The organism is Paenibacillus sp. cl141a (genome assembly GCF_900109305.1).
Classification (GTDB): domain Bacteria; phylum Bacillota; class Bacilli; order Paenibacillales; family Paenibacillaceae; genus Paenibacillus_AQ; species Paenibacillus_AQ lautus_A.
Window position 1 is genome coordinate 178,749 of the sequence record NZ_FNZO01000004.1, and the last position, 15,176, is coordinate 193,924.

15 protein-coding genes are annotated in these 15,176 nt (G+C 54.2%); 4 read left to right on the plus strand and 11 right to left on the minus strand.

The window, feature by feature from the left end:
• Window positions 1–242: 242 nt before the first annotated feature.
• From sdaAA to BMX45_RS13605, 7 genes are all read right to left on the minus strand, one after another.
• Window positions 243–1,175 carry an L-serine ammonia-lyase, iron-sulfur-dependent, subunit alpha gene (gene sdaAA, locus BMX45_RS13580; protein ID WP_090910121.1) on the minus strand — a complete coding sequence of 311 codons (933 nt, stop codon included), beginning with the start codon at window positions 1,173–1,175 and terminating at the stop codon, window positions 243–245.
• Complete coding sequence (gene sdaAB, locus BMX45_RS13585; RefSeq protein WP_090910122.1) at window positions 1,172–1,855, minus strand: L-serine ammonia-lyase, iron-sulfur-dependent subunit beta; 684 nt, start codon at window positions 1,853–1,855, stop codon at window positions 1,172–1,174. Before sdaAB ends, sdaAA begins: the two co-directional genes overlap by 4 nt.
• A 39-nt stretch (window positions 1,856–1,894) precedes the next feature.
• Window positions 1,895–2,977: a dihydrodipicolinate synthase family protein gene (locus BMX45_RS13590; RefSeq protein WP_090910123.1), complete on the minus strand. Its 1,083-nt coding sequence runs from the start codon at window positions 2,975–2,977 to the stop codon at window positions 1,895–1,897.
• A complete protein-coding gene (locus BMX45_RS13595) occupies window positions 2,977–3,993 on the minus strand; it encodes an NAD-dependent epimerase/dehydratase family protein (protein WP_090910124.1) in 1,017 nt (338 codons plus the stop codon). The genes BMX45_RS13590 and BMX45_RS13595 overlap by 1 nt, the downstream gene beginning before the upstream one ends.
• Window positions 3,994–4,105: 112 nt before the next feature.
• Entirely contained in the window at window positions 4,106–4,240 is a 135-nt protein-coding gene (locus tag BMX45_RS32125; RefSeq protein ID WP_302847910.1) for a hypothetical protein, read from the minus strand.
• Window positions 4,241–4,281: 41 nt separating this feature from the next.
• Complete coding sequence (locus tag BMX45_RS13600) at window positions 4,282–5,613, minus strand: hypothetical protein (protein WP_090910125.1); 1,332 nt, start codon at window positions 5,611–5,613, stop codon at window positions 4,282–4,284.
• A gap of 219 nt (window positions 5,614–5,832) precedes the next feature.
• Complete coding sequence (locus BMX45_RS13605; RefSeq protein ID WP_090910126.1) at window positions 5,833–6,285, minus strand: SRPBCC family protein; 453 nt, start codon at window positions 6,283–6,285, stop codon at window positions 5,833–5,835.
• A 197-nt stretch (window positions 6,286–6,482) separates the two neighbouring features.
• Between BMX45_RS13605 and BMX45_RS13610 the strand changes: the two genes are divergently transcribed.
• Window positions 6,483–7,289 (plus strand): AraC family transcriptional regulator, encoded by an 807-nt coding sequence (locus tag BMX45_RS13610; RefSeq protein WP_090910127.1) that lies wholly within the window; start codon window positions 6,483–6,485, stop codon window positions 7,287–7,289.
• Window positions 7,290–7,308: 19 nt separating this feature from the next.
• Complete coding sequence (gene tsaA / locus BMX45_RS13615; RefSeq protein ID WP_090910128.1) at window positions 7,309–7,767, plus strand: tRNA (N6-threonylcarbamoyladenosine(37)-N6)-methyltransferase TrmO; 459 nt, start codon at window positions 7,309–7,311, stop codon at window positions 7,765–7,767.
• A 129-nt stretch (window positions 7,768–7,896) separates the two neighbouring features.
• Here tsaA and BMX45_RS13620 read toward each other — a convergent pair whose 3' ends face one another.
• Window positions 7,897–9,528, minus strand: a complete 1,632-nt coding sequence (locus BMX45_RS13620; protein WP_090910129.1) for an ATP-binding protein — start codon at window positions 9,526–9,528, stop codon at window positions 7,897–7,899.
• A gap of 204 nt (window positions 9,529–9,732) precedes the next feature.
• On the opposite strand from BMX45_RS13620, the gene BMX45_RS13625 reads away from it, so the two are divergent.
• Window positions 9,733–10,350, plus strand: a complete 618-nt coding sequence (locus BMX45_RS13625; RefSeq protein WP_090910130.1) for a hypothetical protein — start codon at window positions 9,733–9,735, stop codon at window positions 10,348–10,350.
• A 70-nt stretch (window positions 10,351–10,420) separates the two neighbouring features.
• Here the strand turns inward: BMX45_RS13625 and BMX45_RS13630 are convergent, their stop codons facing one another.
• The 3 genes from BMX45_RS13630 to BMX45_RS13640 all read right to left on the minus strand — a co-directional run bounded on the left by BMX45_RS13630 (window position 10,421) and on the right by BMX45_RS13640 (window position 14,188).
• On the minus strand, window positions 10,421–11,881 hold the full coding sequence (locus BMX45_RS13630; protein ID WP_254778066.1) for an aspartate ammonia-lyase: 1,461 nt from the start codon (window positions 11,879–11,881) through the stop codon (window positions 10,421–10,423).
• Between the two features lie 223 nt (window positions 11,882–12,104).
• A complete protein-coding gene (locus BMX45_RS13635) occupies window positions 12,105–13,472 on the minus strand; it encodes a sensor histidine kinase (protein WP_090910131.1) in 1,368 nt (455 codons plus the stop codon).
• Complete coding sequence (locus tag BMX45_RS13640) at window positions 13,469–14,188, minus strand: response regulator transcription factor (protein ID WP_090910132.1); 720 nt, start codon at window positions 14,186–14,188, stop codon at window positions 13,469–13,471. The genes BMX45_RS13635 and BMX45_RS13640 overlap by 4 nt, the downstream gene beginning before the upstream one ends.
• A 161-nt stretch (window positions 14,189–14,349) precedes the next feature.
• On the opposite strand from BMX45_RS13640, the gene BMX45_RS13645 reads away from it, so the two are divergent.
• Window positions 14,350–15,090: a hypothetical protein gene (locus tag BMX45_RS13645; protein WP_090910133.1), complete on the plus strand. Its 741-nt coding sequence runs from the start codon at window positions 14,350–14,352 to the stop codon at window positions 15,088–15,090.
• Window positions 15,091–15,176 lie beyond the last annotated feature (86 nt).

Below are 15,176 nucleotides of genomic sequence, written 5' to 3' on the forward strand. Positions count from 1 at the left end.
TCGTAAAGAAGCGTATTTCTGCGAGATGGCGTTTTTTCTCCTTGAAGCGGGCTCAATGCCGAAAACCCGCATAACATCAGGCTTTTTGAGCATGTGGAAAATGCTAAAGCGGTAGAAATAGATAAAAAAATAGAGGGATTTCATCACGAAATCCCTCACGGAAGATGTTAAATTTCTTCTCTTCCCCATCGTATATTCATGAAGCAGAACGTCATCGGCGATCTATCAAAACGGGTGTGAATTCAATCACTCGTTTCATCTTTCTGCGCTTTGGCACCCTTCTCCCGCAATTTTTTGCCTTCCTTGCCGTATAGATCCTTCAGGATTTTCTTGCCGGTCGGCGTCTGCGCAAGTCCGCCCTTCGCTGTTTCCCTGTGCTTGGACGGCATAGCCGTGCCAACCTCCAGCATCACGTCGATCACTTCGTCGGATGGAATGACGCTGCGCACGCCGGCAAGCGCCATATCCGATGCCGCCAGCGCCGTCACGGCGCCGAAGCCGTTGCGCACGATGCAAGGAATCTCGACAAGCCCACCCACCGGGTCGCAGATAAGTCCCAAGGAATTCTTGAGCGCAAGCCCGACGGCGTGAACGGCCTGCTCCGGCGTGCCGCCCCGCAGCTCCGTCAAAGCGCCTGCCGCCATACCGATAGCTGAGCCGACTTCAGCTTGGCAGCCGCCCTCCGCACCGGAAATAAACGAGTTATTGGCAATGACGTAGCCGATTGCGCCTGCGCTGAACAGCCCCATCACCAAATGCTCGTCTTCCCAGCCGAAGCGTTCCTGCGTGCTGACGAACACCCCGGGAATAATGCCGCATGAGCCCGCCGTCGGCGTCGCCACGATGCGCCCCATGGAGGCATTCACCTCGGACACGGACAGGGCGTAGGCCAGCGCCGTACAAGCGTCGGTACCGAGCGCGGGTACCCCGCTGCTCATATATTGATGGACGCGCACGGCATCGCCGCCGGTCAGGCCGCTTTTGGAAGGGACGGGGTCATGGATTCCCCGGTGCACCGCTTCCTTCATGATGCCGTAGTAATCGGCCATTTGCTTGAACGTCTCGTCCCGGCTTTTCCCTGTTTCCTTGATCTGTTCATTCAGCATCAGCTGGCCGATCGTCACCTGATCCTCCCGGCAGCATGCAATGATCTGCTCCAGCGTAGAAAACTTCATGACTGCGCCTCCTCTACTGTCAAATCCGCGATGACGACGCGATGCACGCTCGGCAGTCCTTCGATATGCTTCATCAATTCGGCCGGAACCGCTTCGTCCGACTCCACCACCGTCATGGCATCGCCGCCCCTACCCTTGCGGTCCACGTCCATATAGGCAATGTTGACGCCACCGGCCTCCAGGAGCCGGGTGATATGCGCGACCATGCCCGGCGTATCGTCATGAAAGACCAGCAGCACCGGATAATTCATCGTAAACTTGACGTCGAAACCATTCACGCGCAGCATTTCCACGCTGCCTCCGCCAATGGAAGCGCCCGCAATGACATCGGTATGATCGCCGCCCTTCAGCCTCAGCTCCACGGTATTCGGGTGAAATGCCACATTCTGTGCCGTCTTGAAGGTAAGTTCAATGCCTGCCGCTTCGGCAAGCTCGATCGAATTCCGGATGCGCATATCGTCCGTGGCAAAATCAAGCAGCCCGCCGACGACAGCCAGATCGGTGCCGTGGCCGCGGTAGGTTTCGGCAAAAGATCCATAGAACACAATTTCCGCCTGATCGGGGAATGCTCCAAATATGCGCCGCGCGGCTCTTCCGATCCGCACGGCCCCAGCGGTATGGGAGCTGGAAGGCCCCACCATGCTGGGCCCAATAATAGAAAACACATCTTTAAACCGCATGCGCGATTCCCCACTTTCGACTATTCTGCCCTCATTGTATCAGTCTGCCAGCCAACTTTCCAAGTGCTCTCGAATAAAATCGTCATCGTTTAAATGGGGATATTCCCGGTAGACCCGATCAATCTCTTCCGATTGTCCGGGAGACAGCGTTTCATGCGGATTCAGGCACCATGTGCCTTGCAGCAGTCCCTGTCTGCGGAGCACCTCATGAATGCCCGGGATGCAGCCCGCAAACTGATGCGCGGGATCGAAGAAGGCCGCATTGGAGTCGGTAATCTCGACGTTGCGCGTCAGCCATTCCTTCGCGAACTGCTCCTGCTTGCGCGCCTCTTTGATTTCCTCCAGCAGCTCCACCGCTTTCCTGGTCCAGACCGCCCAGTGACCGAGCAGACCGCCGACGATAGGCTTGGCGACCGGCGTTCCGTCCACCTGGAATCGATAGGTCGTCAGCAAATCGTTGACGATGTTATCGTCATTCCCCGTATAGAGCGCAATATCGTCTCTGCGGCTCGAATAGCAGACCGCACGAACGACGTCAATCGTCTGGTAGCGGTTGAAGGGGGCCATCTTGATCGCTACGATATTCGGAATTTCTGCGAAAGCACGCCAGAATTCGAAGGAGAAGATGTTGCCGCCAACCGATGGCTGAAGATAGAACCCGATCACCGGCATTCTTTGCGCGATCTCTTCCGTGCGCTTCAGAATACCCTCTTCGCTCCAGCCGCTTAACCCGCCCATGCTGAGCAGGACGGCATCATAGCCGAGCCCGCGGGCGATCTCCGTTTCCTCCACGGCTTGTTCCGTGGGGCCGCACACGCCGGCCACCATCAAGAAGGGGCGGTCAAGCTCCGCCCTGCGGACCTCTTCCGCCGCGAGCCGCAGCACCGGTTCATACAAGTCGATGCCTTTATCGCGGATCTCGAATTGGGTCGAGTGAACGCCGACCGCCACACCGCCCGCACCGGATGCGGCGTAATAGCGGGTCAACGCCCGCTGGCGGCGTTCGTCCAGCTTCCGGTTCTCGTCCAAAGCCAGCGGATGCGCCGGTATGACGAGCCCTTCGTGAAGAGCTTTCAGCTTCTCGGGGGCCAGCCTCTGCATTGCAGGAATCTGTCCGCTCATTAGAATTTCCCCTTTCTCTCTTGGAAGTGCGTCGGCTTGTTCCAGCTCTCGCCGCCGGATTGCACCCATGCTGCCGTCCAATCCAGCATCTGCAGCAGAGACACCTTCGGATAACCGAAGAGCTGGTGGGATTTCGAGGCGTTGTTCAGGAGTGCGGTCTCGGATTCCGTACCTGTAAAGGTCACTTCCTTGCCCATCCGTGCCGCCAATTCCTGTGCCGCCCAGCGGATCGACATCGTCTCCGGTCCGGTAATGTTGAAGATTTCGGGAGGCGAGCTGCAATGCAGGAGCGAACGGAGCGCCATCTCGTTGGCATCCCCTTGCCATATGATATTCGCATGCCCCATCGCCAGGTGAATCGGCCGGTCCTCATGGATCGATCTGGCGAGCTCATGCAGAACGCCGTACCGCATATCGATGGCGTAATTCAGACGGTAGATCGCCATCGGCGTACCGTTCTGGTGGGAGAAATATTCAAAGACGCGCTCTCTGCCGAGACAGGATTGCGCATATTCCCCGACCGGCTCCGGCGCAACGGATTCGTTGACTCCGCCGCTGCCCACCGGCGAGAACGGATACACATTCCCCGATGAGAACACCACCATGCGGGATTGCTTGAATTTCTCGGCCACCCGGCCGGGCAAATACGAGTTCATCGCCCAAGTAAAATATTCGCGGCCGGTCGTGCCGAATTTGTTGCCGGCCATATAGATCACGTTTGGAGCCTCGGGCAGCTGCTGCAGCTCCCCGTCGTTCAGCAGGTCGCACGAAATCGTCTGTACGCCCGCCTCCTCCAGCTCGCGCCGGGCCTCCTGGTTCGAGAACCGGGATACGCCGATGATCCGTTTGCCGCCACCGCCTTCTCGCACGGCGTTAGCGGCCAGCCTCGCAAGGCTGGGACCCATTTTTCCGCCGACGCCAAGCACCAGGATATCCCCTTCCAAAGACGCCAAATCGGCAACCAGCTGTGCTGAAGGCTCCGCCAGCTTCGCTTCTAATGCTGCAACGGTTAACATGAACAATCTCCTCCTCCGAATGATGATTCTTCTTCATCATACGGCCCCGTTTGATATAAAGACAAATCTTTAAATCGTCTTTAAATAAACAGCACAAAAAAGCCCCCTGATGTCAGGGAGCAAACGAAACGTTCTGCACGATATATCGAAGCACGAAGAAGGCAGCGATAAAAAGGGAAGCCAGTCCGAGCAGCGTAAAGATGAAGATTTTCTCAAAGCGGGAAAACGTGGCTCTCGTTCTCTTCAAGTCCATCACCTCATCTTCCATTATGGTGCATAAATAATATTTTATTCCAAAAATGTAAATCGAAAGATTTGCCTCGGCCTTCCCCTCGGCACCTTCTCGATCCCCGAAATCTCCACCAACCCGTTGTCGGTCCACAACTGAAGCAGCCGATGCGCGCTGCGGACGGTAATGTCCAGCAGGTGGGCGAGCTCATGGACCTTATATTCGTATTTACCCGAACGGGCGCGCTGGTTCAGCAGCTTGCTCAAATAGGCGCTCGTCATGCCCGCATCCTCTGCCCGCTTGATCAGCCCTGCATCCGTAAAGGACAGCACCTCTTGGACGGGATCGGCCATCTCGAGCGGCCCTATCAGCGTACCATCCTCACGCACGATAAAACAGGCGTTGCCGCCAACCTCCTTGGACTTCCGCATCGCGATGCGCGCATGGGTTCCGGCCATGCTGGCCGACCTACCGAATCCCATGCCGATGCTGAGCGAAATGCCGTAGGTTTTGTTCACGTCTTTGGCCAAAGGAATCGTTTTGTAACCTCCGGTTTCCCGTTCGAAGATGCCGCGCGTCGTGAAAAACAGATACTCGTCCCCGCCCAGATGGGTCAGATAACCATCCAGGGATTCCACGTAGTCGAGCACCATCCGGTGAATATCCAGCTTCAGCTTCTGCACCTCATGCTCATTATTCCGTCTCAGCGCCTGCGTGCCGAAATCGTCTATATTTATCATCCCGACCACAATCTGACCCTCCCAGCTGCGGCGGGATGCCGTTGACAGCAGGGCTCGCTCCAGCGATACCACGATATCCTGATCGGAAGGAAGCAGCCATTCATTGGGTATTCCGAGCCGCGTCAGTTCTTGGGCCACGGATTCCACGCCCGTGAATGCAACAGAGCACCCGCCGGATACGTATTGATGGCGATGAAACGCGATCAGGCTGCTCTTCGGAGCGTAAGCCGGCCCATCGTAGACGACAGCCCGTACAGCAGGGATGCCCAAATCCTTCATCGTCCGAACCACCATCGTCTCGGTTAGGGTGTCCACCGATATGCCTCCATCCAGTCGCTCCTGCTGTCCGGCATGGAACAGCGCTTTATATAAACCCGCGTCCGTGACGGGAACGTAATGTACAGGGATCCTGACCTGACCGAGCTCCTTCACCTTACGCTGGGACAACGGATCCGAGAGGAACAACACTTCGACCTCGCTCCCGATCCGCTCCGCCAGTGCAGGCGCTTCGTCTTCATCCTGGAAAACCAGCGGCGCAGGGTCAAAGGAAGGAAAGGTCTCAATGACCTTCATGATCTTGTCAACGATCGTCCGGGTTCCGATAATACCGATACGGATTTGCTGGACAGGGGGGCGGGTCCGCTCCGTCATGATCCTTCACTCCCATCTTTCCCATTTCCGAGAAGCCGTGCATGAGCAGGCCGGTACGGATACCTAAATCATACCCGCTATCGAAAATTTGGCAAGCGAAAGCTGGCCTCCCCGTGAACGGGCACCCCGCCATTTCACAGCAAAAAAAGAGCCGTAACGGCTCTTTTCGGGACTGCTTCGCACCATTTATATGGCAGGGCGAAGCCATTGTCCTTGAGGCTACCAGCCGAGATCCAGGGTTTTTCCCGTCTCCGCATAGGTCTTCAGAATGCTCATGACCATCCACCAGCTGTCCGCCGCCTTGGCGCGAGACGGATGATCCGGCGTATACTGGTCATTGACGAGCGTCAGCTTGGTACAGTTCCCTACCGGCTCGAGGTTGAACGTAATACGGGACTCCAGCTCCTCATGGTTCGCATAATACGACGGGCCCGGATGCTCGGACAGGCTTAGCACCTTTTGCGGTTCATAAGCCAGAACATTCCCGTACACATGAACCGTCTCCTCCCCGTCATTCCCCGGTCCTACATAAGCGAAAGGCTCTCCAACTTGGAAAGAAGATCTCAGCTCGCTCCCGTAAAAGGTAGCCCGCGTCCCCTCGGGCGAAGTCAAGACTTCCCATACCTTCTCCAGCGAGGCACCGATATAAAACTCATATTGCAGCGGCTCCATGCATTTCCTCCTACCTTCAATATCATGTGCAGGAAGACCTGCTTGTCCTCCTGTGATATGATGATATTACCAAGCATCCGCAATCCAAGTATTGTAAAAATGCGACGGGTTTGAGCTAGTGTCCGATCAAGTCCCGTACGAGAACCTGTGCGGTGCCAATTCAAGCCCGCTGCGGCATTATCGGAGGTGGTTAGGTTATGATACAGCGTTCTCATTCTCATCAGCCCAGCCTCGGCATCTTGAACATGAAAAAAGCCGGAGAGAAATTCCAGCTCCTGCGCGTCCCCCCGTCGGAGGACCTTTCCCATTTCATCAAGCATTACTGGATCATTCATTGGGATTTAACCGGCCAGGAGCCCCATCAGCAGGATGTCGTTCCCAATCCTTGCGCCAATCTGGTCGTTCAATCCCGTCGGACCGCTTTTTACGGCGTATCGAGCACGAGGCATTCCCACCATCTGGAGGGCAGGGGGCATGTATTCGGCGTCAAATTCAGGCCTGGCGGATTCCATCCGTTCGCGAACATAGCCATGGACCGTCTAACGGATTCCTCCGTAGGCACCATGGAGATTCTTCAGGTTGGGCCGCACATGCTGGAGGAGCAGCTATTGACTGCAGAGGATCCGGAGCACAAGGTCCAGCGCATAGAGGAACTCTTTCGCCGCATACGGCCCGACAGAGATGAATCGATTGAACGAATCAACGCGATCGTGGATGAGATTCACCGAAACCGCGATATCCTCCGGGTGGAACAGCTTAGCGATGGGTTCCGGATGAGTCCGAGATCGCTTCAACGTTTATTCAAATTATACGTCGGCGTGAGCCCCAAATGGGTCATTCGCCTGTACCGGCTGCAGAATGCCGCCGAGATGCTCGAAGGCCTGGATCATCAGGATGTGCTGGAGCTGGCCATAGATATGGGCTATTATGACCAATCGCATTTTATCCGGGATTTTAAAGCGGTGATCGGTAAAACACCAGAAGTTTATATGAAGGAACGATAAATCTAAGGGAGGTAACAGCATGTATACCATACAGGCGATCGGAACGATCCATAACGAAAGAAAGGCGATTCAGGATGATTACTGGGGGGATGTCATCTCGAAGATCAAGCTGGGCGAAGAATGGAATGAAAGTTCCCTGGATGGAATTGAAACGTTCAGCCACCTTGAAATCATCTATGTCTTCCATCTCGTCCAGGACGACAGCATCCAATACACGGCGAGACATCCGCGAAATAATCCGAGCTTTCCCAAGGTCGGTATTTTCGCCCAGCGCGGCAAGAACCGTCCCAACAAGCTAGGAGCCACCATAGTGGAACTGGTAAGCAGAGAGGGCAAATCCGTTTTCGTTAAAGGGCTGGATGCCGTAGACGGGACTCCCGTCGTTGATATCAAGCCTGTCATGGAAGAATTTTTGCCGAAGACAAAGACCAAGCAACCCCAATGGGCTACGGACATCATGTCCCGTTACTGGGAATAATGATTGCGATTCTTCACAATTACAAAAAAACAGCGCTGCCGCCTGTCCTTTAAAGTTGAAGGATCGGCCTAGGCCAGCGCTGGTTCTGTTGATCCGCATCATGCTGCATCACCTTAATTGTTAATCAGATTAATTAGAAAGGCTCTGGCCCGAGATCGGCAGATGGATCTCAACCGATGTTCCGCGCTCTTCCTCGCTCCGGATGACGAGCCGGCCATTGTGGCTCTCCATGATACGGTGGACGATCATGATGCCCAGCCCATTGCCGTCCGGCTTGGTGGTATGGAAGGGCTCCCCAATCCGCCGAAGCACGTCCTCCGTCATGCCGGAGCCGTTATCCGTAAAGGTCACGCGCTGATACCCGTCCTCCACATCCATCTGGATGTGAATGTTTCCGCCAAACGGCAGGGCCTCCATCGCATTTTTCAGGATATTGAGAAAAACCTGCTTGATCTGGTTCCGGTCGCACAGAATCGTTGCATTCCGGTCGAAGCATTGTGTCATCTTTATGCCGCCTAGGCTCGCCTGAATGGCGAACAAATGAAGCACTTCCTCCAGAATCTCGCCGCAATTCTCAAGCTTAAACACAGCCGCCTGGGGCTTGCCCAGGATCATGAATTCCCCTACCATCAGATTCGCCCGCTCCAGCTCGGACATAATCAGGTCATAGTGCCGGAGAGCGGCATCCTTATTGGCCAGCTGAAGCATTCCTTTTACCGTCGTGAGGGGATTGCGGACTTCATGGGCGATGCTGACGGCAACCTGGCCGGCAAACACCAGCTTCTCCGTATTCCGCAGCACTTCCTCCGTACGCTTCATCTCCGTAATGTCGCGCAGGGAGCCCACGACCCGCATAAGCTGCCTTTCCCGGTCATACACCGGCTGAACATCCAGAATATAGTGGTGCATGCTTCCGGATATCTCTAGGGATAGCTCTTCCCCTATGCAGATCTCCTGCTCGTATATCACCCGCTCATAATACTCGCCAATCGGCTTGATGCCGAACACCGGGCGGCCCACGTATTTCGTTCGGTCACGGTCGCCGGCATCCGGGCACAGCAGGCATAAGCTGGTTTCGTTCATCTGCAGGATCTGGCCCTCCGCATCCGTGATGATCACGCCGTAATGCTTCGTTCCCAGCAGCACCTGATTCAAGGTTTGCAGCTGCGTGTTCTGTTTGCGGGTCACCATCTCCCGCTCCAAGGAATCGGCCATCGTGCAGAGCAAGGCATATAAATGCGGGTGAACAAACTCCTTGTTCGTCATTAGGGAGATCGTCCCTATGATCGCCTTTCCATCTTCGCCGTGAAAGGGAGCCGAATAGCAAGCCATGCGGTGAAGAATGTGATGAAAATGATCTTCTCCTATCAACGTAAACGGCCGTTTGTACCGAAGGCACAGATCAATCGAGCTGGGGCCGTCTTCTTGGGAATACCCGCTGCCCTCCATGATGCCCAAATAACGGGCCGTTTCTATGATGGTCGGGTCCCCTTCCATATCAAGAATGAAGCCTTCGTTATCCGTCATCGTTATCACGACAGGGTTCCCGGATCCGGAGGAAAGGAATTTATTTACGAAGACTTGGATCACTTCGATATATTCGTTATATTTGGCACGCCTTGCAGCCAAAGCTTCAGCATTCAATCGATAAGTATGTGTTGGAAGAAGCTCCGGGTTCATCCCCTTGTCTATACACTGCTGCTTTGCTTGTTGAATGATCTCCTGATCGGTTATCACACCAAATCGATTGTTCAAAATCACATACCCCTTTTTATCATACTGCCACTTTCATGTCATATGTTTATTCTAACACTTTTATCGGCAAATGGAGCCCAACCGTAAACTTCATCAGCATGCGAATATGCAGCCTTCATCTTATCATGGGAAAGAGCTCGATATCCCTCTCCTTTTTATGTAACTATTTACAGGAAATATCCGTTAATACTATAAAGGAGATGAGAATCCATGTTCAAACGTCATGCTGCTTATTCCAGCTTCGTCCTTGCTCTTCTGATTCTTGTAACAGCCTGTTCGAGCACCCCATCCAAAGCGCCGGCTTCGTCGCCCTCCGAACCAGCGAAGAGTGCAGTGACGGACCATGAAAGTCCGGCGGAGCTCGTATTATCATTGTTCGAAGGAGAGGACATGCGTGCCGAGGATAAAGCCACGAACATGCTGGCTCACTTGGAGGGCATGGACTGGACGGAATATAACCGCCTGAGCAACGGCAAAACGCTGGAAACGCTGGAGCTGCTGTATACCCACCGCTCCCTCATCCAACCCGAGCATTATACGAGCCTGTTCCTCGCAACAACGAATCTCGATGGTGCCTCTGCCGAGCAATATGCCGCCATCGTCGGTGAATTGTTTACGAAAGACAGGGAGGGCGTGGTGCAAGCACTTGCTGATTTGGGTGACGAAGCCGATAGGCAAAGCGCCATCTCAAGCATAGCGTACCATCTCGGTTACCAGGATGTTGCACAAGTGAAACAAAAGGTCCATCAGTGGCAAGCGAACAAGGTGCTGAATGATGCGGAGAAGGACGTCATCGCCTCCCTCATAGCGGCACTCGACAATCCATAAATGCAAAAAATAGAGCTGACCCGAATGGAATCGGGGTCAGCTCTATCACTCATTATCGTTAAAGACATCCTTATTGATTCAACAGGAACTCTTCTCCCGCAATGCCCGGCGAGGTCATGTGGTAAGGATCCAGAATGACCAGAATCTGCTCCTCTGTCAAAAGTCCCTGCTCCAGGATGATTTCCTTGATGCTTTGGCCTGTCTTCTGCGCTTCCTTTACCAGCCTGGAGGCTACGTCATAGCCCAAATGCGGGTTCAATGCCGTAATGATGCCATAGCTGTTATCCACGAAGTATTTGCAGCGTTCCTTATTGGCTGTAAGATCAACCATCAGATTCTTGTAGAACACGTCCATGCCGTTCTTCAGGATTTTCAGGGAATGCATCAGGTTGTTGGCGGCAACCGGAACCATGACGTTAAGCTCGAATTGACCGGCTTCGCAAGCCAAACTGATCGTATGGTCATTGCCGATGACCTGGAACGACACCTGGTTCATGACCTCCGCCATCACGGGATTGACCTTGCCCGGCATGATCGACGAGCCCGGCTGTCTCGGAGGCACGTTCAGCTCATTCAAGCCGGCTCTCGGTCCGGAAGCCATCAGGCGGATGTCGTTGCACATTTTCGAGAAGTTCACCGCACACACTTTGAGCGCAGCCGACAATTCCATGTAAGCATCCGTGTTCTGGGTGGCATCCACCAAATCCTCGGCTTGCTTCAGGGAGAAGCCTGTCTGCTCAATCAAATGCTGGACGACGCTCTGCATATAGTCCGGCGTTGCATTTAACCCCGTGCCTACGGCCGTCGCGCCCATATTGACAACCAATAACCCTTGCGCTGCCCGCTCGATGCGGTGGATGTCCCTTGTCAGCACGTTGGCATAAGCCCCGAACTCTTGTCCAAGCCGGATCGGTACCGCATCCTGCAGATGCGTGCGTCCCATCTTGATGACATCGTCGAATTCCTTGGCCTTGTCCTGAATGCCGGCCACCAAGGTCCGGAACACGCCAAGGAGATCCTGGGTCAGACGGTACGACGCAATGCGGATCGCCGTCGGAATGGCATCGTTCGTGGATTGCGACATATTGACATGATTATTAGGATTGCAGTAGAAATACTCGGCCTTCTGTTTCCCCAAAATCTCCAGCGCCCGGTTCGCCAATACCTCATTCATGTTCATATTGATCGAAGTGCCCGCCCCGCCCTGAATGGAATCGACAATGAATTCGGAAAGGAGATTGCCTGCGATGATTTCGTCTGCCGCCTCTATAATGGCGCTGCCTATCTTTTTCGGCAGCAGGCCAAGTTCCATATTAGCCAGCGCGGCCGCTTTCTTTACTTCTCCGAGAGCTGAGATGAGCTCGGCATGAATGGGCACCCCGCTGATCGGAAAATTCTCTACCGCCCGGACCGTATTGATGCCGTAATAGGCATCTGCAGGAAGCTGTTTTTCCCCCAGAAAATCTTTCTCCACTCGATACTGCATATCCATGGACAACATCACCATCGCCTTTTGATTATTTTGTATCATGCTTGTCACCTGTTATCATCCAGCTTGCCCGGATATATACAGAATTCTGCTTTCTAACTTGAAATCCTCTATAGCTTACGCGTTTTGTTAGGAAGTATTGAATAATATGTGTAATCGCGCAAAAAATGAGGCTTTCTCTAAGTATAAATACCCAGAAAAAGCCCCTATTACCCCAAACCGCTTGATTTCCATTGACGTCCCTTAAGATGGAGTTTTACAGCCCCTAAGCTATAGAAGCCTTCCTGTGCACCGGGAAACCTAACGAAATCACGGCGCCTCCCTCTTGGCGATTCCCCGCCGTGATCAGGCCTCCGCAGCGCTCCACGATGGCCCGGGCAATCGCCAAACCGAGTCCCGTCTCCCCGTTCTTGCCCCTCACAAACCGGTGGAACAGATACGGCAACAGTTCCTCGGAGATCCCCTCGCCGTCATCGGATACGGTGAGCACCACCCGACCTTTTTGGAGACCGGCTTGAATGTAAATATGCTTGCTTGCATGCCTCGCCCCATTCGAAACGATGTTCAGAAGCGCCTGGAGCAGTTTATCCCGGTCGGCATACACCGTTAACGATTCGTTATCCCCGTACGAAAGATGCACGAACAGCCCTTTCTTCACCAGAACCGGATTGATCCTCTCGATCGTTTCCTCTACAAGCTCTTTCATATTGACTTCTGCAGCCTTGAAAATATCATCTTCGCTGTCCAGCTTGGCCAGCAGCGTCATCTCAGTCACGATATTTCTCATCCGGCCGCTCTCGCTCATAATGATATCGAGCCCTTTGCGAATATCCTCCCCTTCGAATATGCCGTCACGGATTCCCTCCGCATATCCGGAGATGGACATGAGCGGCGACTTCAGCTCGTGCGAAGCGTTCTGGAAAAACTGCTTCTGCACATGATTGTACCGCTCCAGCTCACCGGCCATTTCGTAGACGGACTCTGCCACGGCGCCGAGCTCCCCGCTTGCCGACACGCGCCGGACTTCGGAGAATTGGCGCTCCTTCACCTTCTTCAATTCTTCCCGCAGATGCATCAGCGGCTTAATCAGCCGCTTGGTGATGAATAAACTTAAGATCACCATGACCACGGCCCCTGCGCCGAATACGAGCATCAAACGCCCCAGCAACGCCTGCTCAATCGCCTTGATTTTGCTCACTGGCGTAATCAGCGTCATCGTCCCTTGGGGTACTGCCGTGACCTCGGTCAGGAATTGCCCGTCCACCGATGAGGATTTAAACGAAGCTATGCTATCGGGGGGTCTGACTGCTGCTATGCCCATGTACTGGGCGGTAGGGGTTACAGGAGTCGAGCGGACTATATTCCCTTGGCTGTCCTGAATAATAACGCCTACCTCGGCAACCTGCGCAGAGGCAAACCCGCTAACGGTCAAAGGCTCGCTCTCGATAGGGATGCTCTGTGCAGCAGCGGTTTCCAGCTTGGCCGTCAGCGCCGCCCCAATGGACTGCATGTCCTTTCTTTGCGTGCCGATAAAGTGGTCCAGCAGCACATAATGAATGACGACGGCCGTCACGGACAGCACGAGTATAAGCGACAAAGCGAAAGCAAGATTAATCTGATGGACCAGCTTCATATCGATGATTCCTCCCCATCCGTTCTCATTCGGTATCCATGTCCCCATATGGCCTCGATCGGCAGCTGCTCCACTTTCTTGCGCAGCCGTTTAATGAGATGGTCAACCGCCCGGTCGCTTCCAAAATAATCGTCCCCCCATACGGAGGTTAGCAGTTCGTCCCTGGTAAACGCACGGTTCGGATGCTCGGCAAACACTCTCAGCATCTCGAATTCTTTGTTGGTCATATCCACTTCTTCCCCGTTCCAGAACACGCGCCTCTCCTCCAGCAGCAACTGAAGCCGCCCATTGCTAAGCTCCGGGGAAGCGGCGGCAAGCCGCGGGACATGCTCTGCCTGATTGAATTTGTACCATCGGCTCAGCTGCCGTTTGATTCGGGCCACCAGCTCGCGAGGGCTGAACGGCTTGACCATGTAGTCGTCGCTTCCCAGCTCAAGCCCCAATATTTTATCCACTTCGCTGTCCTTGGCCGAGATCATGATGATCGGGACCTCGGCTTCCGCGCGGATCCGCCGGCACAATTCGAAACCGTCCATGCCGGGCAGCATAATATCGAGCACCCACATATCCGGCGGATTCGTTCTCCACAGGTCCCAGCCTTCCTCCGCCGTGCCAAGGCCCACCGTCCGGTAACCCTCCTTGCGCAAATAAGCCTCCACCAAATTTCGTATATGCAAATCGTCATCCACAACGGCGATGAGATAGGTTTGGTTCATATCATTACCTCCGAGCTTCATCTCCTCTTTAGTATACCAATCGGCACAAAGCGAATGGGGAATGCCATTGTTTTTCCACAAATACACCAATGTTCTGCCAATGCTGATTCGTACACTGGGTACTGTAAGACAAACCAACCCCGATAAGGAGTGTTAATACGATGAAACACAAACTATTTGGCAAGCTCGCCCTATCCGCCGCCCTTCTTGGAACAGCAGCTCTTCCCGTCCATGCCTCGGGTGCCGAAACCCCAGCCGATGCACCGAACCAAACAGGTCAAAGCGCGCCCGTTGCCACCACGGCAACCATTTCCGTTATGCCGAATCCGTTGGAATTGGCTGAAAAATACGCGCCGGAAACGATTCAGGACTGGAAGGATACGCTGGCGAAATACGAGAAGCTTGCCGGAATCGAGGGAAGCGAGGGAACCTTCTTTTTCTCGGAGGCCGCGGCTGTCGCGGCAGATAACGGCGAGGTAAAGCCGGTCGCGGCAGAAGGCGAATTCGGAATAGCCATTGCCGTGAAGGCTGTTCCGGCTGAAACCGTCAAGGGATTCGTGGACAGTGGCGATATCAAGGATATCAAGATTACCAAGATCAAGGAGTTTTCCCCTCTCGAAAGTACCGCCATCCAAGTGGCGGAAGCCGTGAAAACTGATGCCGGCGATGGAAAGCACGACGTGATCCATCTCGAGACAGCCAGCGTGAAGGCAATGAAAATCAGCGATGCAGAAAGTTTGGAAGTGAAGATCGACGATGAGGATCTGGCGTTTATCCATGCCAGAATCGACCTTTTCAAAGCGATGGATGCCAAGGACGCCGACTCCATTAAAGAAGCGCTGGCGAAACTGCTGGACCAATACAAGGCACAGATTGCCAAGCTGGAAGCTGAAGCGAAGTAACGTCGATACGAGACCGTACATGACAGTGCGAGCCCAGCATACTTAACCTAAAAACAAGCCCTGCCGGTGCCGCGGCAGGGCTTGTT